Source organism: Nostoc sp. FACHB-152 (assembly GCF_014697475.1).
Lineage (GTDB): Bacteria > Cyanobacteriota > Cyanobacteriia > Cyanobacteriales > Nostocaceae > Nostoc_B.
The window spans coordinates 24,849-50,865 of the sequence record NZ_JACJRV010000024.1 but is presented as its reverse complement, the minus strand read 5'-3'; the positions used below and the strand labels follow the sequence as shown (position 1 = coordinate 50,865).

Here is a 26,017-nt window from a genome sequence, read left to right as displayed (position 1 = left end):
AGCAGGAAACAGGGTACAGGTGACAGGCTTGAAGCCGTTTAGCGTTCTTGTTTAAAGATTAAGCCTTGTCCTAATTTATCCAGCAACTGCTATAAGTATGATGCTGCGATCGCAATTAAACCGATCCCCAACCAATAGGCGGTAGTGCTACTTGTTCATCTACTTTTGAGTGAGAAACGGCTGCCATACTCGCCGATAGCCACACAAACATTTCGACAAAGTTCAATCCTTTAAGTTTGAGCGGAGTCCGCACAGCTAATTGATTGAGCCTCGTCATGTTAGCGTTTTCTACACCAACTGAGAAAAAAGCTACGCGTTTACTGGCTTCATCTCCTTGTAGACGCTGTGCGGCTTGCTCTACTATCTGATCTTGTTCACCTTGAGGTTCGCCGTCGGTAATCATAAATATCCAAGGGCGGTAATAGGCAATTCCATTTGTCCGGTACAAGGATTTACGCTCTTGCACCATATCTAAAGCTTTATGAATTCCTGCCCCCATAGTTGTTAGTCCTTGGGCTGTCAGGATGGGTGGATTAAATTGATCCGCAGTCACAAAGTCTTGTACTACATTGACTTGGCTATCAAATGTAACTATTGCTACCTCTACTCGCCGCGATGCTAAAGAATTTTTTACTAATTCATCTTTTAAGCTGAGTAAGCCCTGGTTTAAAGCTTCTATAGGTTCACCTTGCATTGACCCAGATGTGTCCAGCAATAACACGCAAGGACACCGAGGTTCTGGATTCTCCGCAAATTCAACTACTTCATCTAGTCTTAATGTATCTTGCATAACTTTTTTTGTTATGTTATAGTCCAACGCTTTATTTTCCTTTTTTCAAAGTATATATTTGAGTTTCCGGAGCCTAGAGGCAATAAGTAAATCTTTGTTGATAGTAACTTAATTTTTATTCACTATTAAATAGCTAATTTTCACTATTTTATTGACATATTTAATGAAATTTTCATCAAGTTTAGGTTTAAAAAATATGAATTTACCAAGGGTCGCTATTACTGGCATCAGTAAAACCACGAAGATTTATGTAGAGCAAATTTAGAATATAATAAATGCATAAACTTTCCTACGTAATAGTTTAAAGATTTCATGTAGAATTTATCTTTTTTCATTCAAACTATAATTTATCATTCATCTAGGCTCTAAGTAATCCCAGCAGTTACTCTGTATTATTGCTGAGTCGTGAAAGCAAAATTATCATTTTGATAAAAAGTCAGCCAAAGGGAGGAAGCCAAAACTGAGTTAGTGATGATCTCTTTAGCTTTTGATCTCTTTCGTCCAAAATTTTGCTTATATATGCTGATTGGGCTGTAAATTTCATAGCTCTTAATATATATTTATATTTTCTGATTAAAGAATAATTTTTGTAGAGACATATTAAAACTAAATAAAGTACAACATAGGTGAGCAGCCAAATTTATATAAATTCTATTTAATTTTATAAAACAGAGATGAATTATCTTGGCAGATTCGCAGTTTTACAACCCCACAGTTTATTAAGACAGTTATCTAATTGTACTGATACTACTTGTTTACAGGGCTTTAGTAACTTAGTTACCTGGTCGATTTATCTAGAACAGGGAACGATAACCTACGCCACTCACTCAGTGGAACCTTTTGATAGACTGGAACGCCATTTGCGTCGCCTCAACCAAGTGAGTAATGAAACCCGTGTACAATTACGGATGATGTTTGAGCATGAGTTGTCAAATCAGTTTGTTGCAGATGATAGCAACTTATCGAGTCAACCGGCTGATTATCAAGCTATTAAATGGCTAGTAAAGGAAGGACATTTAGATACAGCACAAGCAACACTCCTGATTCAAGAACTAGTTAAAGAAGTGATTGAATCGTTTTTGTTAATTAAAACAGGTAGTTATACATTAAGTGATCCACAGCAGACAGTGACAAAAATTTGTCGGCTGGATGTAGAAAAGACTTTAGAATATTGCCAAATTAGATTGCAGAGTTGGCAGTCTTTCGCTCCCCAAATTTCATCTCCTAATCAGCGTCCATACCTGTTAATTAACAGTAAACTCAACAACAAGAATTTACCAGAATTACCGCCAGAATTAACTCATTGGATGAAGGGTTTTAGTTTGCGTCATCTGGCTGTAATTATGAATCAAGATGAAATTCAACTAGCACAAAATTTGTACCCTCATATTGTTCAAGGTGGGGTAATTATGCATGAACCAGATCCCCCATTTGATCAGTTACCCAACTATTTACCAGCCGCCTCACCATTTTATCGGTATACAACAGCATTACTAAATCGACAGCTAATTGACACGGTAGTAGAACCCAGTAACGCTCAAACTTACACAGATAATCCTGCCAAAGATTTTACACTTGTGGTGCGATCGCCAAAAATATCTGCACCATCAAGACCAAATCTTTCAGAATTAACAATACCAAATACCACAAAAGCTGCGCCCGAAAGAGTAACGACTACTACCGTCAACGCCAAAAAGACCTATAAAATCGTTTCTGTTGATGATAGTCCCACAATTCTCAAAGAAATTAGCCGATTCTTAGAAAGCGAAAACTTCTCTGTAGTCACTATCGATGACCCGCTAAAAGCTATCATGTCAATTATTAGACATAAACCAGACTTAATCTTGCTAGACCTCAACATGGCAGGTATTGATGGCTATGAATTATGTAAAATCATCCGCAATAACTCTATGTTCAAAAATACCCCAATTATTTTTGTCACAGGTAATAAGGGAATTGTTGATAAAGTAAAAGCCAGATTAGTAGGCGCATCTGGTTATTTAACTAAACCATTTACCCGCGCCGAATTGCTCAAACTTGTGTTTATGCACTTGGCTTAAATAATTGGTAAGTTAAACACAGAGCATTTATTTTTGTTGCAAATATTTGTGCAATAATATTCACATGACTATTAATGTAGAAATCGACGAAAATTTAGTTCAAGAAGCTCTAGAATTAAGCGTACATCATACTAAAAATGCAGTTAATGCTGCTAATGCAGTTGTTGAACAAGCATTAAGAGAGTATGTGCAGCACCGAAAGCAACTTAAAATAATAGAGCTATTCGGAACGATTGAATACTGCGATGATTATGATTACAAACAACAACGCCAGATACGATGAAAGTCATTGTTGATACGTCAGTCTGGTCTTTGGCTCTTAGACGCAATAGCCAAGTTAATCACTCACCATATATTTTATTATTACAGCAATTCAAAAGTAAAAGGCTTATGGGATACTGCCAAGCATTGTGGTTTTTGGTGGGCTTTTCGAGATATTGCAGTAGCCACTCCTAAACCTTCAGCAATTCGTCTAGATACACAAGGCAGATTACATGACGAAGGTGAACCAGCAATAGCTTACGAAGGATTTAATATTTATGCTTATCACGGAGTAAGATTACCAGAAAAGTACGGTCAATTACACCCAAGCCAGTGGCAAGCGCAATGGCTTTTAGCTGAAGTTAATGCAGAATTAAGGCGAGTATTAATTCAAAGTATTGGTTACGAGAAAATTGCTCGTGAATTACAAGCTGTGGAATTAGATACTTGGCGAGAATATACTTTATTAGAAATCGATAATCAAGTTGATATTGAACCGATTTGTTTATTAAAAATGGTCTGTCCCAGCACAGGATATATTCATATATTGCGAGTTCCACCTAATATGCTATCAGCAAGAGAGGCTATTCGCTGGGTCAATTGGGAAGTAGACCCAGAAGACTTTAGTGTACAAACTTGAGTTATACAGATTCATAGTTATAAAAACATTAATTCAAGTGTTAATCTTCAGTATCCTTGGTAGAAGGAACAAATCGCCTCACTTCAAACCCCCGCAAACCTTCTGGTTCTTCATATTCAGTGACAACCTCTTGCACCATAGCCGCAGGTGGGCCAATGTGACACCAGCGAATCATTTCCTCTACAACTTCCCGCGCCCCTTCAAATACTGCTTCTACTCGGCTATCAGGCAGATTTCGCACCCAGCCAGTTAAGCCTAACTGACTGGCAGTATCGACGGTTGCATAGCGATAGCCTACTCCTTGAACTCGGCCAGAAATTAACACATGGGCGCGAATCATTTTCGGTAGCTGTGTGGAATCTTGCATAAACTGGTCAATTCTTTACGATTTCCAGTCTACCTGTTATGTGAATCCAGCACCAAATTTTAATTGAATACTCAAGTTTTGATAAAAAAAATCTACTAAATTTAGAGAACAATAAATTATAAGACTCATATTTGATTAATAAAATAAGCACATTTTTGCCTATTACCTATTGCCTAACTACATTTTTGACTTTGAAACGTACAAAAAATAATGATAAATTATTTTTTGTACATTGCCATACTCTGCCGGATGCTTGCATCCCTAATTACAGATTACTAACTATCAATCTGCTAATTTTGAAGTTTGAATACTGCATCGCTTATGTCTAATTTACCACCACTTAACACAGATACAGTTTGGGGAATTCTTAAGGATCAAATTGATGATGCCATAGTCAATCAATTAGTATGGCACTACTTAGGTTATCGCTATGACTCCACAAACTGCAAATGGGATAATAGCGAAGTTATACCAGAGTGGCGAGATGAATACCCAGAACCACCTAACTTTCTAGAAAGTCGCCCAGCGACAATGAAGTTAACTCGCTCTATACCCAAAGAATACAAGCAAATTGTCAAAGAAAAGTTGGGTTTTAAAGGTTATAAAATTGGGGAATTTACCCCAAGGGAAACCCGTCGGGCAACAGCAGCCAATTGGTTATTAAGTTATTGGCAGCAACAAAATCCTGAATTATAGTTATTTGAAAAATTTTAGATCTAGGTTAAGTTGATATTATTATGGCTCAACTTAATCTTATTTTTTCTAGAAAAATAACTAAAAAAATGAAATATTATATAAAATCTATCGTTCGATGGAAGCTATTTAATGAAAGCCAGAAACTAAGTATTTTTCGCAACTAGCCCTTAACAAACAGCCTATTTGAATATTTAATAGTATTTCCACAGATAGAGGAAAGGTTGAAGTAATTATTTCTATAGACCGATTTGCAAATCAATTAATAATTAAGAAAATACTATTAATTGCTTTATATATTTCAAACAATTTTATGGCAAATCCCATTGTATTTAGTTTATTTGCTCCATATAACAAAGGTGCGGCAATAATAGGTTCTTTTTCTGATTGGCAAGAAATTCCAATGGAAAAAGGCGATGATGGATATTTTCGGACAACAGTAGAATTAGAAGATGGGGTTTATCAATATAAATTTCGTGTTCAGTCAAAATCATGGTTTTTAGAAGAAGATCAGTGGGTAGATGTTACCGACCCTTATGCAGCTGATATTGATGAAAATGGCGGTAAAGATAATGCTGTGGTTCGCATTAAAGATGGGCAAAGAATTGTTGATACTTACGTTTGGAATCATGATAACAAACCCTTACCACCAGACCATGAATTAGTTATTTATGAATTACACGTTGGTGACTTTTCTGGTGGTGAAGATGACCCTTATGCACGGGGTAAATACAAACACGTTATTGAAAAATTAGATTATTTATCTGACTTAGGAATTAACGCTATTGAATTGTTACCAGTTAAAGAATATCCTGGCGATTATAGTTGGGGCTATAACCCACGCTATTTTTTTGCAACAGAATCAAGTTATGGTTCTACAGATGAGTTAAAACGACTGATTGACGAGTGCCATAGTCGAGGTATTCGTGTGATTATGGACGGGATTTATAATCATTCGGAATCTTCTAGTCCATTAACACAAATAGACCACGATTATTGGTATCACCATGCGCCTCGTGACCCTGATAATAGCTGGGGGCCAGAGTTTAATTACGAATTCTACGATGAGAATTTAGAAACTTATCCAGCACGCAGATTTATTGGTGATGCAGTTCGTTTTTGGATTGAAGAATATCATATAGATGGAATTCGCTACGATGCAGCTAGACAAATAGCTAACTACGACTTCATGCACTGGATAGTCCAAGAAGCGAAAAACACTGCTGGTGCTAAACCTTTTTATAATGTTGCTGAACATATCCCCGAAACTACTAGCATTACTAATGTTGATGGCCCGATGGATGGCTGTTGGCATGATAGTTTTATGCATACAGTAACAGCACACATTTGTGGCGACACCTTTGAGTTAGAAAACCTCAAAGATGTGATTGACCCTAAACGTCAAGGCTTTATGGGTGCAACTAATGTAGTGAATTATCTCACTAACCACGACCATAATCGGGTAATAGTTGAGTTAGGTAATCGTAGCATTTTCGATGAAGAAGCTTTTAGACGCATCAAATTAGGTGTCGCTATTTTAATGACGGCTGTTGGTGTACCTTTAATTTGGATGGGGCAAGAGTTTGGGGAATATAAACCGAAAACCCAAGAATCATCTAAAATCGATTGGACATTACTAGGTAATGATTTAAATCGTAGTTTATTTGATTACTATAAAGGCTTGATTCATTTACGGAAAAATAGTCACGCTTTGTACACCGAAAATATTGATTTTATCCACGAAAATCCTGAAGCAAAGGTACTAGCTTATAGCCGTTGGAATGAGGAAGGTTCGCGTGTAGTTGTGGTAGCAAATTTCTCCGAAAACTTTTTAGGTGGCTATCACGTTCCTAACTTCCCTTGTGGCGGTACTTGGCATGAGTGGACTGGCAATTATGATGTCGAAGCTGGTGATGATGGCATCATAACTGACATTGGCCCATACGAAGCAAAAGTCTTCGTTTGGCATTAACAAGTTTTTCTGACATTGACTCAACCTAGTTTCTGTGAGATTAAGGGGGCGAAAGCCTCCATTTTTTATTGGTGTTGATAAAAGTAAGCGATCACCTGTATTCCTTAATCAAGTAAAGTTGTTGTGCTTTTGACTTAAAATGTTTATATTACTTTTCACTTAAGCAACGAGATAACTAAAATCTCCATATTTGCTCCATGCACAACCAATTATCTAATACTAACATCAAAAGTTCTCACATCTTATTAACGCCTCATGACGTTAAGACAAGAGTTCCTATAACTAAATCGGCAGAATATACAGTTTTAAAATATAGACAGCAACTAGAACATATTTTAGATTTTCAAGACAGTAGAAAATTTATTGTTGTTGGCCCCTGTTCTATCCACGACACAAAAGCCGCAATAGAATATGCCCAAAAGTTAAAAGTCTTAGCTGAAAAAGTCAAAGATAAACTCTTATTAATTATGAGGGTTTATTTTGAAAAACCCAGAACAACGGTAGGGTGGAAAGGATTAATTAATGACCCTGATATGGATGATTCTTTCCATGTTGAAAAAGGTTTATTAACTGCCAGAAGCCTACTATTAAAAATTACTGAATTAGAATTACCTGCTGGTACAGAAGCATTAGATCCGATCATACCGCAATATATTAGTGAACTAATTACATGGTCTGCTATTGGAGCCAGAACCACAGAATCACAAACTCACCGGGAAATGTCTAGTGGACTTTCTATGCCTGTCGGCTTTAAAAATGGCACAGATGGTAATATTCAAGTAGCTTTAAATGCTCTCCACTCAGCTAAAAGCCCACATAATTTTTTAGGAATTAATAACAAAGGACAGGTAAGCGTATTTCAAACTAGAGGTAATCCCTACGGTCATGTTATCTTACGCGGTGGTAATCAGCCTAACTACGATGCTGCTAATGTCAAACTAATAGAAGATAAATTAAAAGAGTCAAACTTACCGCCAAGAATTGTTGTTGACTGTAGTCATGGTAATACCAATAAAGATTACAGATTGCAGTCTAAAGTATTTGAAGACGTGATTCAGCAAATAGTTGATGGCAATACATCAATAGTTGGCATGATGTTAGAATCCCATCTTTATGAAGGGAACCAACCATTAAATTGCAAACCAGAAGAATTAAAATATGGGGTTTCTGTTACTGATAAATGTATTAGTTGGGAAGAAACAGAAAGAATTATTTTGGCAGCACATGAAAGATTGAGATAGTAGACTAGGGAATAGGCAATAGGCAATAGGGAATAGAGAATAGGCTTGAAAGTCTTTTAATTTTAAGGTTTTCTTGCCAAGATAGTAAGCTACTTTACTGTTGCCTATTGCCTTGTTTTCTAAAAGATTACAAAATTGTACCGATCTCTTTCAGATAAACCCTTGTAAATGGTTCATCTTCTCCTAAGGTGTAATCTTCAATTAATCCCTTGCGCTTAATAGAAACATCCTTGTCTTTCTTAATCACTACTGTTGAACCATCAACTAAATCACGCACCAACATCATTTCGGATTCAGTGGGATTATCTAAAATGACGATGTTACTACCTTGGTAGAACATTCCCTCTGATTCTAAAGTTTCTGAGTCATACTCAGCAATCAGTAAATCTAATTTGGGATTCCGCAATAAACTTTGGACATTACTGTTGTAATCTGGGCGTAAAATCTTTTGGGAGCGGTTTACAAAAACACCATCATGACAGACTGCGCCTATTGTCCATTCGGGATGTTGTAACAAAATATGGTCAATTGTTGTTTGTAGTTCTTGAACTGAAACTTTATTAAAGGTAATGATTGGAATTCTAGCATCAATACCAGACTCAAAAAAAGTTTCTAATATCCGCGATGGGACATCAACACTTTCACCAATTGCCGGGTTAAGATGCATTAAAACACCTGGTGCAGCATTAATTTCTAAGATCGCAAAGTTGCCTTTTTTCCAAGATTGGGATAAATCTTCTGTTATGACATCAATGCCAAGGCAAGTTAGGCGAAAGTATTGAGCAATATCTTGAGCCAAGATAATATTATCATCATGAATTGTATTGGTGGCATTAACACTAACACCGCCAGCTGAAAGATTGGCAACTTTACGCAGATAGATAGTTCGACCTTTTTCTAGAACACTTCTTAAGGATAAACGTTGTTCCTCAAGATATAATTCCATCGCCTCATCAATTTGAATTTTGCTCATTGGTGAGGTGGGAGAATCTAAACGTTCAGGTTTGCGATTTTCTTGGCGAATTAACTCATCAATGGTGGAATAACCATCGCCTGTTACCGATGCGGGACGGCGTTCTGTCGCAGCGACGAATCGACCGTTGACACATAACAAGCGAAAATCTTTACCGGAAATGCTTTTTTCGACAATTATGCGTGTGGCTTGGTTTTCTGGTATTGCTGCTAAAGCGCGACCGTAGGCAGATTCTAACTCATAAGAGTCTTGAACTTCTGCGGTGACACCAATTCCTTTGTGGCCTACCACAGGTTTAACAGCCACAGGGTAGCCAATTTCTCTAGCTGCTATTAAGGCTTCTTTTTCCGAACTGACAATTTCACCTTGAGGAACTGGGAAGCCTAAATTACCCAAAAAGTCTTTACAGTCATCCTTGCGGGTGGTGAAGTCAGAATCAATATGGCTATCACAGTCAAAGGTGGTGGCTACACCTCGAATCAGTTTTTTGCCCCAGCCGTATTGCATCAGTCCTTCGTCCCAGAGATAAAAGGCGGGAATACCTTTTTCGTCGGCGGTGCGTAATAAGGCGTAGACAGTAGGGCCGCCATACACAGAATCGCGGAATCTACGTTGTAAATTGACTAACTGCTCGTCAAACAGAAAATCTTCGTCTTGGCTGATGGCTTCAAACCAGTCCCAAACACAGTAAACCATTGCTCTGGTTGTGCGGGGATGGAGTGATTGAATACTAATCCGCGCAAACTTGTCGTATAGCTTGAGGTTCCAGTGGGTGAGATGTAAATCCATTTCTAGTTTGCCCATTTCTGACGCAGTGCGCGCGAACAGATGGGCGTAGGATTCGTAATTTTCGTTGCCTAGATGGGGATAGCGATCGCTAATACTGGCAATATAATCTTCAATGGGCAAAGGTTCTCCATACCCAGTCAGTGCAAAATCAAATACTAATGAGCCTCTATCTAAATAGGGGTTAGGCCCGGTGTAATGCTGAAAGTTGAAAACATCAAACACATCGGTTCTTCTGGCATTAACCCGGACTAAATCAGTAGTTCTTTCTTGAATCATTGATTCTCAACCTTTGCTAAACACCCTGAAATTTCGGCTTTAATTTGTGGTTGCTTAGACTCAATCAATTATTGTAGATTGATTCAAATTATCTTGGTAAAGCAGTAACTTTGTCCTTGACTATGGATTTTAGATTTTTTGGTTCCTACTCCTCTGTTGTGGGCAGCACAAATCAAAAATATTTAATTTTAAATCATTAAGCCCCTACCTAGAGTGGTCGGAGTTATTCCAAAATCGTAAATCCAAAATCCAAAATTGGTTAACCTCGTTAGCTTCACCCTAATTATAATCTTAGGTATTTTCAACTATCGCAGGGCATAATCAAAGCCCTATGAGGTTAAGGAAATTCAATAGCATTCTACACGTAAACAGTGACGATAAAAATATAACCTTTGAAAGGTGATCTAGCTGGCAAAAAACTATATAAGTATAAAAATAGTGTTTCGAGGAGACAGCTAAACATGAATAATACTAAAGCTCCTCTTAGAGATGAAGTTAGGCAACTCGCAGAGGACGCTTTTCACTGTAAGCTAATTTCTGGCTATGGAGATGGCCCAGATATCAACGAATTTCAAATTGTATATCAGGGAAAACCACGCCATTTGCCGCTTGACCAAGCACGTTTATTCTTAGTTAACTTGCTTAATAAAATTCAGCAGCAGTAGAAATTTTTCCGTTAAATGTGTAGTTTCAAAGACCTAAATTCCTGGGGATAGAGCCAATAACAAAATCAATTAATAGCACTTTTTATCTTGTGCTTTTACCTGTTACTCAAAATAAAAACAGGTTAATGATATGTTTCTCTAGTTGAGAAGGTATATCAAATATTATTAGTTGATAGTATTTTGTAATTCTGCAAAATAAATTACAAAACACTATCAACTGAATTTTATAGGCATCCGATTTAATTATTGACTTATGTAGAAATGCAATAGGCAACAGGAAAGAAGGAATAAAGGCATACTGATTTTTTGTCAAAAATTAAATATGAGTTATGTAGAAAAAATATTTCTTTTTATATGCTCACAAATGTATATATCTTTTAACTTCATATTCTGCAATCTTAATCAGCCAAATGACTGATTTCCACAGTGGAATTGTCATGGTTTAGTGAAAATTGCATATAAATTAATTCATATCCGGTTATCCGGGAGGCATTATGGCAGACGGTACAATTAAACGGCAGTTAGTAATTATTGGGGGAGCGGAAGATAAAGAGGGAGACTGCCAAATTCTGCGGGAGTTTGTGCGCCGCGCTGGAGGTACAAAAGCGAATATTGTGATTATGACTGCGGCAACAGAACTACCCAGAGAAGTAGGAGAAAATTATATTAGAGTTTTTGAACGTCTAGGGGCAGAAAATGCTCGGATTGTTGATACAGAAACTCGTGATGATGCAAAATCATCCACTGCTTTAGAAGCTATCAATAAAGCAACAGGTATATTTTTTACTGGCGGAGACCAAGCGCGAATTACTAGCATCCTCAAAGATACAGAAATCGACCAGGCTATTCATCAAAGGTATGCGGAAGGTGCAGTAGTTGCCGGGACAAGTGCTGGTGCTGCCGTAATGCCCGATAAAATGATTGTTGAAGGTGATTCTCAAAGCACCCCACGGATGGAAATTGTAGAAATGGGGCCAGGTCTTGGTTTTCTACCTGGGGTAGTGATTGACCAACATTTCTTGCAACGTGGACGCTTAGGACGTTTGATTACAGCATTAGTGCGTGAACCTGCGGTGTTAGGATTTGGGATTGATGAGAATACGGCGATCGCTATAACCGATGATCAAATTGAAGTTATTGGTGAAGGTTCTGTCACAATCGTCGATGAATCTGAGTCTACCCATAACAACGCAGACCAAATTCTTAGAGATGAACCTCTAGCAATTTGCGGCGCGAAGCTACACATTTTGCCACATGGTTACAAATTTGATCTCAAAACTCGTCAACCAATTTTGAATACTGGTGTTGTAGCTAGTGAAGCTGTGGGAGTCGGCTAAATTTATCACGCCAAGATGCAGAAGCTTCGCACCTTGGCGTAAAGTTGGCGTTATTGCTTTAACTGCGAAAAAAGTGCCTCCCAGTCAATCACAGGCGGTCTTGTGCCTTGGTTGACGATTTCAAATGCTTTCCCTGTGGTGGATGGGGAGAAAATTGATTCGACACAAGCGGTGGCGACATCAATGCGGCTGGTATCTCCTGTAAGGGTGTCGCCTTGACCTAAAACTACACCTAATTTACCGCCAGTAGTTGCTTTAAGAAGAGTGTTGAGGTCGTAGGAAGTAAACGGCCCATCAATCAAACGACCTGGGCGAATTATAGTGTAGGGTAATCCCGAAGCGGCGATCGCATTTTCTCCCCGTTCTTTTGCATCCAACACCCCAAACCCATTCAACACACTAAAAGGAAATTTATCCTTGCGGTGAACACCACAAGAAGACACAAAAACAAATCGCTGCAAATTGCGGGGTGCAGCTGCTACTAAATTAGCCACACCTTCAGCATCTACTTTTGCAGGCGTATTTTTTGCCTTTGCTTCCCGATATTCGCGGTCAAGAAAAATTTGTCCCCATTCAAAAAAGTTTGGCTGCGGGTCAAACTCCCATCTAGCCGAGGGAAAGGCAGTAGTGCCAGTACAACAGATAATGTGAGTTACATTTGGCATTGCAGCCGGGAGAGTATTTGACTCGCGGATATCACCAACAGCTATTTCTACCTTACCCTCAAACATCTTTTGTGCTTTAGCTGCATTGCGTGTGAGAACGCGCACTCTCATATTCTTTTCTAGCAGATTACCTACTACTAGCTGACCTACTCCACCAGTAGCACCTACAACTAGCACCAAATCTTCAGTACTCATAAATATTTTCCTAGGATGGTATTGCTAATCTACTCAAAATATAGAACAGGCTGTTTGCTTCCCTAGGGAGATATTGTAGGTAACAGGCGATAGGGGACAGGTGACAGAGTTAAGAGAATAGTAGGTTGGGTGTAGCGATAGCGCAACCCAACAAAGTATGTGTGAATGTTGGGTTCCATTCTTCCACCCAACCTACACTAGTCTAGGTTGTTAGCCTTAACTGAACTGTATTGGGGTATAAGGGTGTAAGGTTTTGAACACCTACACCCCTATACCCCCAAACCCCTTATCTTTAAACTCAAAAGCCCGGCCATAATGGCCGGGCTTTTGATTTAGGCAGTGGGGATATATTCCCCGAAAATTAAATATAGAGTTTCTGTATAAATCGCTTTACTGATAAGTAATACCACTGCACGGAGACTGATTCCGGAAAAGTTGAAAAAATTTTTCGGGGAATTAGTTTCATTACCTGTTTACTAGTCTGGCAAGCGAAAATTAAAATCTCAAGCCCACGCCCCCTTGCACAGCCACAGCTGCACCACCACCGTCACGGTAGGCATCAAAAGCAATGATGGCGTTGCCAAAAAGTACAGTGTTGCTATTGGGAACAACATAATCGATTCCTGGCTGTAAAGCAAAACTAATCTTGTTACCTACAGGAGAAGCATTATCAGCATTACCACCAGCTAACACTAGGCCTGCTCCCAAATAAGCATCTGTTTGCCAGTTAAGCGGCACATCGTAAGAAACAGTGGGTACAACAGCAGTATTGTTACCAATTAATGCTTGGGCGCGAAAAGAAATTGGTGCTTCCAAAAGTTTATAGCGAAAAGCAACAACTCCCCCGATTTGGATACCATCACTTAGTCCGACTGTTGGGCCGACACCAACATAGCTACCATAGGCTACTTGAGCTTGTGCTGATTGAGAGCCTGTAGTCAGGCTCAAAGCACTAGCTACCACAATTGTTCCTACATAAGGAAGATAACGCATCACCTGACTCCTCACACTGTAATTTAGATTATGCTTAACAGTTATCAGTAAAGCAGTTATCAGTAAACAGTGAATGTATTAATCTTTAAGTTAGAGTTCACCATAATTTGGTGCGTTGCAATGTAACACCATACGCCATGATAACTGTTAACTGTTAACTGTTCACTGATTTAATTAGTGAGGAGTTAGGTAATAAATTTATCCTTTCTCCCCATCTAAATTTTACGGGCAACGCGGATGAATGCCACCTTGCGTACAAATGTAAGCTAGTTGTTTGGCATCTAAATTTTTTGCTTGGGAAAAATCAACGCCTTGGACTACAGCCGAAACCGTTCCAGTGTCGGGAGTTTGCACAAATTGATCTGCGGGGTCTTGTTTGTTAGGAGCTAGAATTGCATCTTTAAAATCGGCTCCAGCAACGTTTGCTCCCCGTAAGTCTGCAAAACTAAGGTCGGAGTTGCGTAAGTCAGCGTTTTCTAATTTGGCTGAACGTAAAATCGCACCAGTTAAGCGCGTAGCACTGAGATTCGCATTGCTCAAATTTGCCCGATCTAAGTATGCTCCAGATAAGTCTGAAGCTTGCCAATCGGTTTTAGTTAAGTCAGCAAATGATAATTGTGTACCGATCGCAATTACACGTCCTAGACGCGCTGCATACAGATTCGCTTCGTTTAACTTGGCATCACCTAAATCGGCTCCAGTCAAGCTGGCATTTTCTAAAACTGCATTTCGCAAATCAGCACCTACAAGTTGGGCGCTGCTGAGGTTAGCACCAATTAGACGGGCATTTGCAAGATTAGCTCGGTTGAGAGTAGCACGACTTAAATCAGTACCAGTCAGCGACACTCGACTCAGGTTAGCATCGGTAAGATTAGCTTGTTTGAGTTGGGCTTGACTTAAGTCAGCGATCGTATCATCATAAGTATCCCAGCGTTTATCTTCACCTACACTGCGGAAGCGGCTACCTTTGAAACTGGCTTGGTTAAGATTTGCCGACTTTAACCTCACGCCTGACAAATCAGTATTTTCTAACACCAAGTTAAAGTTAGAACCTCCCGCAGTCCGACTTTGGCTCAAATTAGTTCTATTTAAGTCAATACCAGCAATTTTGCCACTATAAACACTCAAAATTTTGTTGATAGTCTGCTGATTGAGTTGTAATCGCCGTTGTCGCAATTCTCGCTCTTGAGGTGCGCTACTAGAAACTGATTCCAATTCATTCGCCAGAATCTGATTTTTCTTTTTTAATTCCGGGATGGCTGGAATTCCGACGGTTGTCAAAGCTTGTTGAATGGTATCTAACAGCGCGGGATTAGTTTCATTAACTAGCAAATCGGTCAAAAATTGACTTGATTGCTGATCATTGAGACTACCCATCGCCAAAATTGTGCTTTGACGCTCTTCAACAGAAGCCCCAGAGTTGGGACTTAATTGTTTCACCAGTTCCAAAAACTTTTGGCTGTTGATTTGGTTGGTTGTCCGTTGGCCTTGCTGAGTTTGGATATAGACTTGAGTACCAATTAAAGTAGCCAACACCGCAGTCATACTGGCAAGTGTGATGACAAACAAAGACAGGTTTGAGTTTTGCCGCAGCCTTCGCCACAATGTGGGCAACTTGGTTTCAGTGGACGCTATTGGTGTCGGTGCTTCGGTTGCTGCGGGTTGAGTTTCATTGGTTTTTGCTAATGCACCCCGCCCAGTTGGACGAGTCGCATCAACAGCATCAGTACCAGCTATCCAATCATGCAAGGCGCGACGACCTTGGCGCGATGGCAAAGCTAAACTTTCTCCTAGCACCATCAACACTGCCAAAAACGTAAACAAACCTAAGTTAGGAAAGGCAAAGCTGTACCGCCAGAGAATATGGGCGATAGAAACTGGCACAGACAATTTGCCAATTCCTTCTCGTGCTATGGCTACGCCTAAACCAGGAGGTTTACCTTGATCGTTGATCACCCGCACTCCAAACCAGCGTTTAGGCAGGGTGCTGCCAGTTTTAGCCAATAAATATAATTGCCACCATGACAAAGTTACAGGTGTAATTAAAGCTAACATCCATAAGTAATTAGTCGGCCAAGCAACATTACGAATGCCGTAGCTAACAGGTAAAGCCAAAGGTCGCGCGATCGCTCTTTCTGTGACTACTAGTACTGGGTTAAGCGGTACACGGTTGATGTCGCTTCGCGAATTGATATAAGCACCCAGTCCAAAAGGAACCAACCCACTGGTAGCCACCAGTGTGATTTCAGCTGCCCAAGCCGCAAAGCGTCTAGTGACTAGCGGCAGTGAATTGGCTTTTGTCGGTGCTTTTGACTTATTAGGTTGACTATCATTACTCCTCACAATTGGGGTTGCCATTGAATAATTTCCTTTAAAGTTTATTTTTTTGCCATTTCTGGCTTGGTTAATATAAGAGTGCTATTGCTTATTAGAAAAGCTACCAGAGACAAAAAATTTGTATCCAAGATACACCAACCCTGCCAAGACTGCCAGACTAATTGCAGAGGTAACGAGTTTCAGCACTGCTTGCAACACTGCCAAACCTAATAGCACTGTTACGCCCACAACTACCAGCTTGCCTGTCCCAGATAAACTTTTCAACCAGAGCTGCGATCGCGTCAAGTAAGAGTTAAAGTTGAGAAAATTAGGCTGAGATTGCTGTCTCGTTTCTTTTGTATTTCCAGTGTCTACATTCTGGGAATTAATCTCTGCCTCTAGCTTTTGCAGCCGTTGCTGCAAGTTTTCTTCCGGTTGAGGATTCATCAGCTTTTCTACCTCTGCTATAACATTTGTTCAACATCTAACCGAACACATCCGAACTTTTATCCGGTTGTGCTTGTGATTTTAACTAATGTTTTGTGGTTACAAGGCTTAAATCTTGTCAATAAAAATCAATCTTTTATTCTTGCACTTAGGTGTTGCCTAATATAGGGTTTTTTGATTACCTGCACCTATTTCCTGTGTATACAGAACTAGTTACTTCATCTTTTGTTCATATTTAACCATATAGCGATAAACTTAAATATAAAATTTTATACGACCATTTCAGGAACACCGAGGGATTGCGATCGTCTAATAACTCAGATTATTTATATCAATATTGCTTTAAAAATAGTCGGGAGCATTAGTTAGTATGAAGACGCTGAGGCTATTGAAATCTGTGGTCACTGCTACATTACTGAGTATGATATATATCCAGCCCAACTTAGCAGAAGTATCATCTATCGACATCTCAACCAACTTAAAATCAGATCCGCTAGTTTTAAATGGCAAATCTGGAGGAAATGTCCACAGTAATTGTGGTAACATTTCCGACCAACCCAGTCAAATTATTCGGGTTACAAAGTCAATACCTTATTTGCGATTAACTGTTGACAGCCCCGGTCAACCAACCTTGCTAATTGACGGGCCAGGGGGCCGCTTCTGCGTTTTAGCCGATAGTTACTCAGGTAATAAAGCAGAATTTTCAGGTTTCTGGAAACCTGGAGATTACTCACTATATATTGGCGAGTTATCCAAGCACCAGTATGATTGTACCCTCTCGATTTCACAACAAAAGCAACCTAAATAAAGGCAATAGGCAATAGGCAATAGAAAAGAAGGCAAGTAATAATGTACTGATTTTTTTAAAATCTCATACTAGTCCTATATTCAAGTTATGAAAAATTTGAGAACTTCTTTACTTTTAATCTTGCTAACAGGATTTTGTCTTCCTAGTTATGGACTCTCATCCGATATCAAACCTGCGAAAATAGAAGCCCAATCAATTGTTCAAGGTAATTATCAACAGTTTATTAATAAAGTTAAAGCTCCCTTAAACTAATGTGCAATGCTGCATCAAGAAATGCCACTTTGGAACCATGCCAAAGTTGATCAATCAACGCTAATTTTGTGGGGAGAAGCTGATGATATGCTGCCGTCGGAGGACGCAGAAAAATTTCATCTTGTTTTTGCAGTCCGTTCAAACACTACCGAAAGATTATTTGCTGGCATTTGGTAAGTCTGCTTGAGAGTTAAATGCTCTGCCCTAGCTGCTGCGACTACATCATCTAAGTTACGCACTCCCCATAGAGGGTTCTGAGCGCGTAAATATTCGTCAAAAGCTGCATTACTTGCGGCTGTATGTTCTCCACCTTGTTTAAAAGGCCCATATAAGTAGAGGATACCACCCACAGGCAATATCCGACCCGCCCCTGCCATTAGTCCCAAACAAGCTGCCCACGGTGAAATATGAATCATGTTGATATTGACTATGGCGACAATTGGTAAGCTATTCAACAACCCGGTTGCTGTTTGGTTCTCTACTATCCATACTGTTTCTCTGACATCAAGCTCCAGGGGCGGATACACATTTGTACATTTATGGTGTTCAGTCCATGCCACGATACTGGCTCTTGCTTGTGGGTTGAGATCTGTTGGTAGCCATACACAATCTTTGAACTTATCGGCAAAATAAACTGCGTGTTCGCCTGTACCACTAGCAATTTCTAAAATTGTGCCACTCTTAGGCAATACCTTTAACAGTATTTCTAAAATTGGTTCGCGGTTGCGCTCGGTGGCTGCTGCATATTGTCTTGCGTCTTGTGATGTCATCTGTATCGCTTTTACTACCTGATTTCATCCTAGACCTAATTAGCATTTAAGCTGTACTCTAAAAATTTGGGTTTCGATACTTGTTTTTTATATGTATAACAGATAACTAAAAAGTGCAGTTTTGCTGTTAAAAAATCTGAATTTGTTGTAGTTTTTTAGTTCTGGGGTGCAGTTTCAGGCACTCGCAGCTAATTAAAGCTAGAGTTATAAAGAGAATTAAAAAACGATCTTTTAAAGTGAGGTAAGTAGAAGGGAAAAATTAAACCCCGTTAAGAACAGTTAATTAAGCTCAAACCCTCTTTTCTCCCGCATAGCTACCTCACCTCGACTGCGCCTTTCTCTTTTAAAGACGAAGTGCGCGAAGAGCCACACTCATGACAGGCTCGGCTACCGCCTACCTCCCGCTTTGTTCTAACTACAAATATTTACGCAGTTCTACTTAGTATTTGCATAAAATTCTTAAATCAAGAGCGACTTTGTAAGGATTACAGCTAGTGCAAGTTTTCAAAAGATCCATCAAACCAGAAACTTATATCTCGTTTCTCCACATTTACCAGACTACGTGGGGAATTGCTGGTGATATTTGTTTAATTCGTGAATCTATAGCTAATTCTAGTGCATCGAAGTTTGTAGGTCGCAAACTCCAACTAGCCCTTCCAAAGGGGATGGAACGCGATCGCTTGGCTGGTGTTCCAGTGATCAAAATTGCAGGTAATGTAGGCGATGGACATCCTAAAGATCACCCGTCTGAATGGGAGGCTTATGAAGGTGTAGATAGGGAAATAGCGATCGCGGTTTTGAAAATTTGGGGCTTTAATCTGATGGATGAAACAGCTTAAAGGGGCATTAACAAAATGTAGGGGTTTCAGTACCCGGCTCTATCAAGCCGCAAGTGTTGTGGCGGGGTCTAATACCATTTCACTAAAAATCTGATACAGATGTAAACTCCCAAAGCTTTACTGCATCTAAGTTTTTTAATTGCGGATTGCGAATTGGTATAAATCCCCGTTAAAACACGGAAAAAGCGAATTGCGAATTGGTTTAACCTTTTCCCCAAACCAATTCTGAGTTCAAAATCCTTATCCGAAACGTATTGGGGTAAGTTGGTCAAAGCTGGAAACCAAGATAACTGTTAATTTTCCTAGTTAACAGTTATCTGCTAATACGGGTGCCTAAATCCTACTTGATGGCAAAGTTAGACGGGTCTTGATCTCGTCGATGCTGAGTGGGAATAGGATCTGGCTGTCCATTGCCTACAAGGGCTGCGGTTTTTTCCAGTGATTCCCTCAATCGCTTGGCTGCGTAGATGGACATATCTCGCGGTACATTAATGCGATCGCGCAGATATCGTAGGGCGACATCAGATCCCGATGGAGGTATACAGTCCTCCCCGGTCATCATGTGTGTTAAAGCACAACGTAGAGCTTGATCAAACAATCTATCATCTGCGGGGTTGACGCGAATAATATTGATGCGATGCTCGATAGTTCTTTGAAGAGCTTCCATGCGGGAGGTTTCGGGTTCTGGATAACTCACATCTGGTAGTCCAAACCAGGGGCCATTATTCACCCGCTCTTTATTTATAAGCATCTGGGTTTCGCCATTTTCCCAACAGCCCCCCATTTGGGGCGGCAAATCATGTACGTGGGTGTGAAAGTCACTCTGGGTACCGCAGTAGGTAGATCGGCTTTCCATTGCCGCAAACCATGCGCTCAAACGAGGATTTTCCTCTCGCAGTGAGTAGCCCTTGTAATAGTAAAGGCTCGCATTCATCCGTTCGAGATATGGCGTAAAAATGACATCGACGATGCCGAAGCTATCTAGAAAATAAGGGCTTGGGGTGCGTCCCAGAGCCTCCTCAACCTTCGCCACCACTGTAATAAATTGCTCTCGGTTGCGTTTTTCTTGTTGAGCGGAAATTACCGGATAACACAGCCAAGCGCACCAAGCTCTAAATAAAAGTCGTTCTAATTGGCGTAGAGGCAGCACTGTGCGGTCTTCCATTCCTTGGCTCAATGTCCCAAAAACCTTTTCCAAAGCGATCAAAATGTCATCGCTTTCTTTAATAATTCGTCCATCTAACTCAATCGCTGGCAGCATTCCTGATGGTACCTTACGTTTGTACCAACTTTCTTTCTCCCCATAGCAGAACATTGTCACTTTTTCGACGCGGTAGGGGATCTGTTTTTCTTCTAGCCATAACCAAACTTTTTGACAGTAAGGACACCAAGCATGGTTATCGCGGTATAGTGTTACCCGCACTTCAGATTCTGGCTGACCAAACAAGCGCAACCTAGCTTTAGCGTTGGTGAGACCATTAACAGTATCTATTTGATAGTTGGCAAGAGATTCTAGTTCTTGCCAACTTAAGGGTGCGGTAGTCATAGAGTGAGTTTTGCAGGGCAATACTTAGAACTTTTCTTGACTCTACAATATTTTGAATTTGGGCTACAACTATCTAGGGACTTCCCGCAGGGTTTGTTAAGAACCCCTTGTACAAGTTGGCTTTCTTAATTGCGCGCTTGTTGTTAGTCTGGTAGCCACTTAGTATCCCAAATATACAGTCCTTTTTCTTCTGGCACTCTGGAGAATCGTCCTGTGCGAAAACCCCGTGACAATTCATTTAGTACGGCAGGTTTAACTTGTTTGACTTGCTCTGGCTGAAGTTCTCCATACAATCGGTGAATAACTTCCCCGGAATCAAAAACCTTTCTCGGATTTTGTTGCAGCAGCAAAGTAATTGCATCAATCAGAAATTTCCCTTCAAACTCTTCTTTCAGGGGAATAGCATTAGCTTTCGCCTGTGGGTCTGGTTTTTTGGATTGAGTTTGACCTTGTTTAGAAGAACTTTCAGTGCTGATATTTGCTTGTACCTCGGTCTGGGGTTTTTCGTTTTTCGTTTGGCTGTTTTTAGAAGAACTACCCTTGCGCGACGAGTTGAGTAATTTCAAATCTATAGTGTAGTAGCCAGGTTTACCGGGAACGAGCGACCATTTTCCACTTTCTCTGCCTTGAGTTAGTGTTGATTGAACTCTACCTTTGACTACTTTCCAAGCTTTCGGTTCTAATTCCCCATACAGCGATCGCACCACAAAATCAATATGACATACACTACCTTTATGCTGCTGTAACAGTTTTTCTACCGCTTCGATGCGTTTTAGAGACTGATACTCACCCAGCATGGGAATATCTTGCCCATATAATGATTTGTCTGGCGCAATGGTGGTTTCTTTTTGCTTGGTAGACGCGGTAACTCTTGGTTTATCTTCTTGAGGTGATGACTCACTAGTGCTAGGTTGGGCTAATTCTCTTGTGGCTCTTAGAGCATTGTCAGTGTCGTCTTTGGTGTTAGTTTCTTTGGTAGCATTAACTTCAGCGTTTATGGCTAGTATTTCCTCAAAATTATCAGCCTCATCAGATTCGTTTTCATCTGGAGAAACATCTAGGCTACTACCATGAGACAAGTTTTCTTCTATCAGGCTTACTTGGTTCTGAGAAGATATACCTGCTGTTGTTATATTGTTTTGTTTTGGTAGTTCAGTATCATTTGATGCTACTAATTTCGGCTCAGTTTTTGATACTTCCGGGTGAGTGCCATTGGTATTTTGTTGGGTAGGCAACGTTAATATTTCTTCTCTTCCTTGCTGGCTAAAGCCCTGACTGCTCGCTTCTTCTTGCAAAGCCCAGTTCGACAATAACGCTTGGACGTGAGTTAAGTTATCTAATGCTTCTCGATATAATTTTCCGTACTTATCTACCAGTGGCGCGTAATAATTTCGGATTTCCAATAGTGTCGAGAGAAATTTTTCTGGAGGAGGCTGTATCTGCATTTAGCTATCCATTGGGGTTGAATCAGAGCGTTATCGCTATCACAAGTGTGTTGGTTGCAAGTAGGTTATTGATGCGACCGGGATTTGCACTCTTATATATTGTGCAACTTCATCACATTCCTACCGGCTCAACACAAAACACGTGATAGTTCTTCACTTTTCTAGCTTATCTTTTTTGCGATCGCTACATCTATTCAGTGTGAAATTCTAGACCAAAGCAAAAAACGACAACAAAGCATGATTTAAATCTTCAATTATCCCATTTCACGAAAAATCTGAGCCAGATGTCAACCCCTGAAAGCTTTGCTGTATCTAAGTTTTTTAATTGCGGTAGCGTTGTAGCTAAAGCTGTGGATGAGATTGAGAGTAACCCAACATTGAAAGCACGTGTGATAGGTGCGTTAAAAGCTGGGGGAACGGAAGCATTTAATACCAATTCGCAATTTGCAATTCGCAATGACGCGACGCTCCTGCGTCGCTAACGCTTCGCTATCGCAGGCTCGCTAACGCAATTAAGAAATCTAGCTCCATTATGACTTTCCTGGTTTCCATCTGTTGCCTCATTTTAAAGAATTGGTATAAGAAGTTAATCGACCATCCTTTAGTAAATATTCTGCTGGCTTCTATTGAGGGATGGCAGGAAGCGGAGTAGACATTAATATTTAATTTTTCAAAGGTATAGGAATAGTTGAATTGACTGACTCACGCTTGTGTAATTGATGAAACCAAGTTGCTAAATTAGGATACTGCAAAACCCAATCTTCATTTAAGCGAAAGCTATAGTAACCCACAGAACATAATGCTGCTATATCTGCTGCTGTCCAGGTGTCATTACCTAATAAGTATTGAGACTGGGCTAATTGTTCCTCGAAAACTTCTAAAAGGCGAGTAATGGACGTTTCTAATTTTGTCCGATAACGAGTCGGGGCTAAATTATTAGTCAAATTTAGTACCCATAAGTTGATAACATTATCACCTAAATTATCTGCTAATTCTTCCCATTTTCGACACTCAAGCCGTTGGCGAGTATTACTTGGGTAAAATCTAGGTTGTGGATAGGTTTCATCTAAATACTCTGCAATTAAAGTAGAATCCCAAATAACTGTACTATCTTCTTCCACAAACACAGGTACTTTACCAATAGGAGAAATTTTGAGAAATTCAGGAGGTTTATTTAACAAATTAACTTCTTTGAATTCACAATCTAAAACTTTCTCAGTTAACAATATGCGAATTTTTCGGGCAAAATTTGATTGTTGATGATAGTACAATATTCTCTTCATCAGATATCTCCATTTCCATCTCTGTTATAGCAAGAGTCTTCAGCAAAAAATCGCTTTTATCCCATCGTCTCAAGGTTCATCTAATTTTGAGGTAGGGGAGACACTGGCGCAACTGTGTGTTTGCAGACTTTACCGTTTTGTTGATTTCTGCATAGATCGAATCATAACTGATCAGCCGGACATGAGATGACATTTCAGTTTTAAATATTTTTTCTCTGTTGATGAAATATTCTGATGTCTCTGCGAATACTAAGTCTACTTACATTTACGTGACCATACAGTTAGTATGCTTATTATTTCAGGGTATTGCTTGACTGAAGAACTTTATAATGGGTCGAGAACAGTAGTTTATCGAGCGATTCGAGAGATTGACTCCTTATCTGTAGTTATTAAACTACTAAAGAATCCTTATCCTAGCTTTAGCGAACTAATACAATTTCGCAATCAATACACCATTGCCAAAAATCTTAACAACCCTGGAATCATCCCAACTTACAGTCTGGAACCGTTCCAAAATTCCTATGTATTGGTGATGGAAGACTTTGGCGGAATATCTTTACAAGATTATTTCGCCAAAAATCATGATGAAGTGTCTTTACAAAAATTTTTACAAATTGCGATCGCTTTCTTGCAGAACCCTATCGTGGTTCTGATGCTTATGAGGCCAACCAGGGGTTTATGTATGCACAGGTGACGAGGTTTAAAGGTTCTGAACTCAAGTTTAAACCTTAGACAGTTATGATGAGCAGAAAAGAAGATGAAGGCTTCTAGTAGCAGTTAAAAGAACTATAGCAATCCTATTTGATTTCCAAACTTATTCGTTTTGTTTGAATCTTAAATAGGATTGCAGGCGATCGCATTAGCCAATCATACTACGGTTCTAAAATCGTACCTTCTAAATTTGTCTGATCCAGATTAGCTTGATCCAAATTAATGTCGTTCAATTCGGCTTGGCTGAGATCTGCTTGGGTTAAATCTGCTCTTGCTAAATCAGCATGGCTGAGATCTGCTTCATTTAATGAAACTCCTTTCAGGTTAGCCTCTTGTAGTTCAGCTTCACTGAGAGAAGCACCAATCAACTTAGCTATTGTTAAGTCTGCGTGATTCAAATTAGCACCATCCAAGATAGCTTCTGCTAAAATTGCACCATCCAGAATAGCTCCACTCAAATTTGCATCTGTCAGATCTGCTTGCGTTAAATTAGCACCATTTAAGTCAGCCTCAATTAAGCTAGCTTTACTGAAATTAACTTTACTTAACTCTGCTCCATCCAAAATAGCTCTGTCTAGAATTATTCCACTCAGGTTAGCTCCTTCTAAGGATGCTTCACTGAGGTTAACTCCCGTAAAATCTCTGGTGCCGTTTTCGTATAGTGCTAATAGTTCATCTAGCCTCATGCCTTTGTCTCCTATGAATTGACATTGCACTTTTTAGCCGAGTAGCACTCTAGCATCTGAAATATTTTGTCCGGTGACAGGCTTTTCAGTCAGCAAAAGAGCAGAGGAGGGGGTTTTGCTGTTTCTGCACAGATGCATCAAATTACCAATGATCAACCAGACATGGTATGAAGATAAAGTAGACTTATGCTATTTCATCTTACTTCCCATTAAAAACTCGACATCTTGTACAGGAAGTTGAGCATAAAGGCTTTTACCTTGAAGCGGAAACTGCACATCAAAATAGTTTTGATGGCACTGTAAGACTATTCCTACTAAACCTTGCTGCAATTCATGATTTACATTACGGGTTAGTCTCACTATGTCTTTTTCTTGGATATTATTCATAGTTATGACCTCAAATTATTACTGGTTGAGTACGCGATGTTTACATGGAATTGTATTCTGCTAGCATGATGCATTAGAGGCTAAATAAACCTCTTACCTAAGCAATAAATGGTGTGCTAGCTTTTTCACCTATGGGTGTAGATATAGCTTGCCTAAGTTGCCGCAATTTTCCTGGGGTGCAAAATCAGGGAGTAATTTTGGTGTCTGTGATTTCTCTTCATGCAACAGGTTGTGATACTTGTTCAGATTATGAAAAGTTTTAAAATACAAACAACAGCAAAAATTATCAAGGCTACCAGGTTCATAAAATTATGCGGCGGAATCAAAACATCATTGCAAGTACCATTGGCACATTAGCAGCAATATCCATTGGGTATTTCGGAGTGCAGATATTTGGACGCACGACAATGTACTCTATCAGTGCTGGATTGTTTGGATTAGGTGCTGGAGAGTATCTGGGTCAGGTTGTTGCTAAGAAAAAGCACGGGCAAAGGCGAGTAGTAATGATATAAGTAAATAAGCAATAGAGGGCAGAAGAACATATGACAGTCAGTTATATCAATCTGCCTCTGCTAAATTAAATGATAGGTCAGAGCGATCGCCACAAATC

General features: G+C 39.7%; 26 protein-coding genes and 1 pseudogene. 14 read left to right on the top strand and 13 right to left on the bottom strand.

Annotation, left to right across the window (positions count from 1 at the left end):
- Positions 1-115: 115 nt before the first annotated feature.
- Positions 116-790, bottom strand: a complete 675-nt coding sequence (locus H6G76_RS17875) for a VWA domain-containing protein (protein ID WP_190703300.1) — start codon at positions 788-790, stop codon at positions 116-118.
- Positions 791-1,464: 674 nt separating this feature from the next.
- Here H6G76_RS17875 and H6G76_RS17870 point away from each other — a divergent pair.
- From H6G76_RS17870 to H6G76_RS17860, 3 genes are all read left to right on the top strand, one after another.
- Entirely contained in the window at positions 1,465-2,850 is a 1,386-nt protein-coding gene (locus H6G76_RS17870; protein WP_190703297.1) for a response regulator, read from the top strand.
- A 64-nt stretch (positions 2,851-2,914) separates the two neighbouring features.
- Entirely contained in the window at positions 2,915-3,133 is a 219-nt protein-coding gene (locus tag H6G76_RS17865) for a type II toxin-antitoxin system VapB family antitoxin (protein ID WP_190703294.1), read from the top strand.
- A gap of 57 nt (positions 3,134-3,190) precedes the next feature.
- Entirely contained in the window at positions 3,191-3,751 is a 561-nt protein-coding gene (locus tag H6G76_RS17860; protein WP_397333676.1) for a DUF6745 domain-containing protein, read from the top strand.
- A 40-nt stretch (positions 3,752-3,791) separates the two neighbouring features.
- Here the strand turns inward: H6G76_RS17860 and H6G76_RS17855 are convergent, their stop codons facing one another.
- Entirely contained in the window at positions 3,792-4,118 is a 327-nt protein-coding gene (locus H6G76_RS17855) for an acylphosphatase (RefSeq protein WP_190703291.1), read from the bottom strand.
- Positions 4,119-4,439: 321 nt separating this feature from the next.
- Here H6G76_RS17855 and H6G76_RS17850 point away from each other — a divergent pair, with 321 nt between their 5' ends.
- The 3 genes from H6G76_RS17850 (at position 4,440) to H6G76_RS17840 (ending at position 8,024) form a co-directional block, all read left to right on the top strand.
- Positions 4,440-4,814, top strand: coding sequence for a DUF1823 family protein (locus tag H6G76_RS17850; RefSeq protein ID WP_190703288.1), 375 nt, complete (start codon positions 4,440-4,442; stop codon positions 4,812-4,814).
- Positions 4,815-5,124: 310 nt separating this feature from the next.
- Positions 5,125-6,783: an alpha-amylase family glycosyl hydrolase gene (locus tag H6G76_RS17845; protein WP_190703285.1), complete on the top strand. Its 1,659-nt coding sequence runs from the start codon at positions 5,125-5,127 to the stop codon at positions 6,781-6,783.
- Positions 6,784-6,980: 197 nt separating this feature from the next.
- The gene (locus H6G76_RS17840; RefSeq protein ID WP_190703282.1) at positions 6,981-8,024 is read left to right on the top strand and encodes a 3-deoxy-7-phosphoheptulonate synthase; all 1,044 of its coding nucleotides are present in this window, start codon (positions 6,981-6,983) and stop codon (positions 8,022-8,024) included.
- Between the two features lie 127 nt (positions 8,025-8,151).
- Here the strand turns inward: H6G76_RS17840 and H6G76_RS17835 are convergent, their stop codons facing one another.
- Complete coding sequence (locus tag H6G76_RS17835) at positions 8,152-10,062, bottom strand: acetate--CoA ligase family protein (RefSeq protein ID WP_190703279.1); 1,911 nt, start codon at positions 10,060-10,062, stop codon at positions 8,152-8,154.
- A 461-nt stretch (positions 10,063-10,523) separates the two neighbouring features.
- Between H6G76_RS17835 and H6G76_RS17830 the strand changes: the two genes are divergently transcribed.
- Both H6G76_RS17830 and H6G76_RS17825 read left to right on the top strand, forming a co-directional pair.
- On the top strand, positions 10,524-10,727 hold the full coding sequence (locus H6G76_RS17830) for a hypothetical protein (protein WP_190703277.1): 204 nt from the start codon (positions 10,524-10,526) through the stop codon (positions 10,725-10,727).
- A 494-nt stretch (positions 10,728-11,221) separates the two neighbouring features.
- Positions 11,222-12,064 (top strand): cyanophycinase, encoded by an 843-nt coding sequence (locus tag H6G76_RS17825; protein ID WP_190703274.1) that lies wholly within the window; start codon positions 11,222-11,224, stop codon positions 12,062-12,064.
- Between the two features lie 50 nt (positions 12,065-12,114).
- Here the strand turns inward: H6G76_RS17825 and H6G76_RS17820 are convergent, their stop codons facing one another.
- The 4 genes from H6G76_RS17820 to H6G76_RS17805 all read right to left on the bottom strand — a co-directional run bounded on the left by H6G76_RS17820 (position 12,115) and on the right by H6G76_RS17805 (position 16,680).
- Entirely contained in the window at positions 12,115-12,924 is an 810-nt protein-coding gene (locus tag H6G76_RS17820) for an SDR family oxidoreductase (protein ID WP_190703271.1), read from the bottom strand.
- Between the two features lie 495 nt (positions 12,925-13,419).
- Entirely contained in the window at positions 13,420-13,917 is a 498-nt protein-coding gene (locus H6G76_RS17815) for a hypothetical protein (RefSeq protein ID WP_190703268.1), read from the bottom strand.
- 222 nt (positions 13,918-14,139) lie between these two features.
- Positions 14,140-16,275 (bottom strand): pentapeptide repeat-containing protein, encoded by a 2,136-nt coding sequence (locus tag H6G76_RS17810; protein WP_190703265.1) that lies wholly within the window; start codon positions 16,273-16,275, stop codon positions 14,140-14,142.
- Between the two features lie 60 nt (positions 16,276-16,335).
- A complete protein-coding gene (locus tag H6G76_RS17805) occupies positions 16,336-16,680 on the bottom strand; it encodes a hypothetical protein (protein ID WP_190703262.1) in 345 nt (114 codons plus the stop codon).
- Positions 16,681-17,050: 370 nt separating this feature from the next.
- On the opposite strand from H6G76_RS17805, the gene H6G76_RS17800 reads away from it, so the two are divergent.
- Positions 17,051-17,488 (top strand): hypothetical protein, encoded by a 438-nt coding sequence (locus tag H6G76_RS17800; protein ID WP_190703260.1) that lies wholly within the window; start codon positions 17,051-17,053, stop codon positions 17,486-17,488.
- 87 nt (positions 17,489-17,575) lie between these two features.
- A complete protein-coding gene (locus tag H6G76_RS17795) occupies positions 17,576-17,740 on the top strand; it encodes a hypothetical protein (RefSeq protein WP_190703259.1) in 165 nt (54 codons plus the stop codon).
- 116 nt (positions 17,741-17,856) lie between these two features.
- Here H6G76_RS17795 and H6G76_RS17790 read toward each other — a convergent pair whose 3' ends face one another.
- The gene (locus H6G76_RS17790) at positions 17,857-18,510 is read right to left on the bottom strand and encodes a DUF938 domain-containing protein (RefSeq protein ID WP_190703256.1); all 654 of its coding nucleotides are present in this window, start codon (positions 18,508-18,510) and stop codon (positions 17,857-17,859) included.
- A gap of 494 nt (positions 18,511-19,004) precedes the next feature.
- Here H6G76_RS17790 and H6G76_RS17785 point away from each other — a divergent pair, with 494 nt between their 5' ends.
- Positions 19,005-19,349 (top strand): hypothetical protein, encoded by a 345-nt coding sequence (locus tag H6G76_RS17785; protein WP_190703254.1) that lies wholly within the window; start codon positions 19,005-19,007, stop codon positions 19,347-19,349.
- Between the two features lie 340 nt (positions 19,350-19,689).
- Here the strand turns inward: H6G76_RS17785 and H6G76_RS17780 are convergent, their stop codons facing one another.
- Together H6G76_RS17780 and H6G76_RS17775 are read right to left on the bottom strand one after the other, a co-directional pair.
- A complete protein-coding gene (locus tag H6G76_RS17780) occupies positions 19,690-20,895 on the bottom strand; it encodes a glutathione S-transferase family protein (RefSeq protein WP_190703251.1) in 1,206 nt (401 codons plus the stop codon).
- A 143-nt stretch (positions 20,896-21,038) separates the two neighbouring features.
- Entirely contained in the window at positions 21,039-22,340 is a 1,302-nt protein-coding gene (locus H6G76_RS17775; protein ID WP_190703249.1) for a hypothetical protein, read from the bottom strand.
- A gap of 284 nt (positions 22,341-22,624) precedes the next feature.
- Between H6G76_RS17775 and H6G76_RS17770 the strand changes: the two genes are divergently transcribed.
- Positions 22,625-22,822 carry a hypothetical protein gene (locus tag H6G76_RS17770; protein WP_190703245.1) on the top strand — a complete coding sequence of 66 codons (198 nt, stop codon included), beginning with the start codon at positions 22,625-22,627 and terminating at the stop codon, positions 22,820-22,822.
- Positions 22,823-23,002: 180 nt separating this feature from the next.
- Here H6G76_RS17770 and H6G76_RS17765 read toward each other — a convergent pair whose 3' ends face one another.
- Positions 23,003-23,623: a glutathione S-transferase family protein gene (locus H6G76_RS17765; RefSeq protein ID WP_190703242.1), complete on the bottom strand. Its 621-nt coding sequence runs from the start codon at positions 23,621-23,623 to the stop codon at positions 23,003-23,005.
- Positions 23,624-23,909: 286 nt separating this feature from the next.
- On the opposite strand from H6G76_RS17765, the pseudogene H6G76_RS17760 reads away from it, so the two are divergent.
- Positions 23,910-24,248 (top strand): annotated as a pseudogene (locus H6G76_RS17760) (protein kinase); the annotation flags it as partial.
- 247 nt (positions 24,249-24,495) lie between these two features.
- Here H6G76_RS17760 and H6G76_RS17755 read toward each other — a convergent pair.
- Both H6G76_RS17755 and H6G76_RS17750 read right to left on the bottom strand, forming a co-directional pair.
- Entirely contained in the window at positions 24,496-25,020 is a 525-nt protein-coding gene (locus H6G76_RS17755) for a pentapeptide repeat-containing protein (RefSeq protein WP_190703234.1), read from the bottom strand.
- Between the two features lie 189 nt (positions 25,021-25,209).
- Complete coding sequence (locus tag H6G76_RS17750) at positions 25,210-25,407, bottom strand: hypothetical protein (RefSeq protein ID WP_190703232.1); 198 nt, start codon at positions 25,405-25,407, stop codon at positions 25,210-25,212.
- A 311-nt stretch (positions 25,408-25,718) separates the two neighbouring features.
- Here H6G76_RS17750 and H6G76_RS17745 point away from each other — a divergent pair, with 311 nt between their 5' ends.
- A complete protein-coding gene (locus H6G76_RS17745) occupies positions 25,719-25,919 on the top strand; it encodes a hypothetical protein (RefSeq protein ID WP_190703229.1) in 201 nt (66 codons plus the stop codon).
- Positions 25,920-26,017 lie beyond the last annotated feature (98 nt).

What these genes read in the sequence shown, in the direction of transcription:
- H6G76_RS17875 (WP_190703300.1), bottom strand. Translation starts at nt 790, where the DNA reads ATGCAAGATACATTAAGACTAGATGAAGTAGTTGAATTTGCGGAGAAT.
- H6G76_RS17870 (WP_190703297.1), top strand. Translation starts at nt 1,465, where the DNA reads ATGAATTATCTTGGCAGATTCGCAGTTTTACAACCCCACAGTTTATTA.
- H6G76_RS17865 (WP_190703294.1), top strand. Translation starts at nt 2,915, where the DNA reads ATGACTATTAATGTAGAAATCGACGAAAATTTAGTTCAAGAAGCTCTA.
- H6G76_RS17855 (WP_190703291.1), bottom strand. Translation starts at nt 4,118, where the DNA reads ATGCAAGATTCCACACAGCTACCGAAAATGATTCGCGCCCATGTGTTA.
- H6G76_RS17850 (WP_190703288.1), top strand. Translation starts at nt 4,440, where the DNA reads ATGTCTAATTTACCACCACTTAACACAGATACAGTTTGGGGAATTCTT.
- H6G76_RS17845 (WP_190703285.1), top strand. Translation starts at nt 5,125, where the DNA reads ATGGCAAATCCCATTGTATTTAGTTTATTTGCTCCATATAACAAAGGT.
- H6G76_RS17840 (WP_190703282.1), top strand. Translation starts at nt 6,981, where the DNA reads ATGCACAACCAATTATCTAATACTAACATCAAAAGTTCTCACATCTTA.
- H6G76_RS17835 (WP_190703279.1), bottom strand. Translation starts at nt 10,062, where the DNA reads ATGATTCAAGAAAGAACTACTGATTTAGTCCGGGTTAATGCCAGAAGA.
- H6G76_RS17830 (WP_190703277.1), top strand. Translation starts at nt 10,524, where the DNA reads ATGAATAATACTAAAGCTCCTCTTAGAGATGAAGTTAGGCAACTCGCA.
- H6G76_RS17825 (WP_190703274.1), top strand. Translation starts at nt 11,222, where the DNA reads ATGGCAGACGGTACAATTAAACGGCAGTTAGTAATTATTGGGGGAGCG.
- H6G76_RS17820 (WP_190703271.1), bottom strand. Translation starts at nt 12,924, where the DNA reads ATGAGTACTGAAGATTTGGTGCTAGTTGTAGGTGCTACTGGTGGAGTA.
- H6G76_RS17815 (WP_190703268.1), bottom strand. Translation starts at nt 13,917, where the DNA reads ATGCGTTATCTTCCTTATGTAGGAACAATTGTGGTAGCTAGTGCTTTG.
- H6G76_RS17810 (WP_190703265.1), bottom strand. Translation starts at nt 16,275, where the DNA reads ATGGCAACCCCAATTGTGAGGAGTAATGATAGTCAACCTAATAAGTCA.
- H6G76_RS17805 (WP_190703262.1), bottom strand. Translation starts at nt 16,680, where the DNA reads ATGAATCCTCAACCGGAAGAAAACTTGCAGCAACGGCTGCAAAAGCTA.
- H6G76_RS17800 (WP_190703260.1), top strand. Translation starts at nt 17,051, where the DNA reads ATGAAGACGCTGAGGCTATTGAAATCTGTGGTCACTGCTACATTACTG.
- H6G76_RS17795 (WP_190703259.1), top strand. Translation starts at nt 17,576, where the DNA reads ATGAAAAATTTGAGAACTTCTTTACTTTTAATCTTGCTAACAGGATTT.
- H6G76_RS17790 (WP_190703256.1), bottom strand. Translation starts at nt 18,510, where the DNA reads ATGACATCACAAGACGCAAGACAATATGCAGCAGCCACCGAGCGCAAC.
- H6G76_RS17780 (WP_190703251.1), bottom strand. Translation starts at nt 20,895, where the DNA reads ATGACTACCGCACCCTTAAGTTGGCAAGAACTAGAATCTCTTGCCAAC.
- H6G76_RS17775 (WP_190703249.1), bottom strand. Translation starts at nt 22,340, where the DNA reads ATGCAGATACAGCCTCCTCCAGAAAAATTTCTCTCGACACTATTGGAA.
- H6G76_RS17770 (WP_190703245.1), top strand. Translation starts at nt 22,625, where the DNA reads ATGTCAACCCCTGAAAGCTTTGCTGTATCTAAGTTTTTTAATTGCGGT.
- H6G76_RS17765 (WP_190703242.1), bottom strand. Translation starts at nt 23,623, where the DNA reads ATGAAGAGAATATTGTACTATCATCAACAATCAAATTTTGCCCGAAAA.
- H6G76_RS17755 (WP_190703234.1), bottom strand. Translation starts at nt 25,020, where the DNA reads ATGAGGCTAGATGAACTATTAGCACTATACGAAAACGGCACCAGAGAT.
- H6G76_RS17750 (WP_190703232.1), bottom strand. Translation starts at nt 25,407, where the DNA reads ATGAATAATATCCAAGAAAAAGACATAGTGAGACTAACCCGTAATGTA.
- H6G76_RS17745 (WP_190703229.1), top strand. Translation starts at nt 25,719, where the DNA reads ATGCGGCGGAATCAAAACATCATTGCAAGTACCATTGGCACATTAGCA.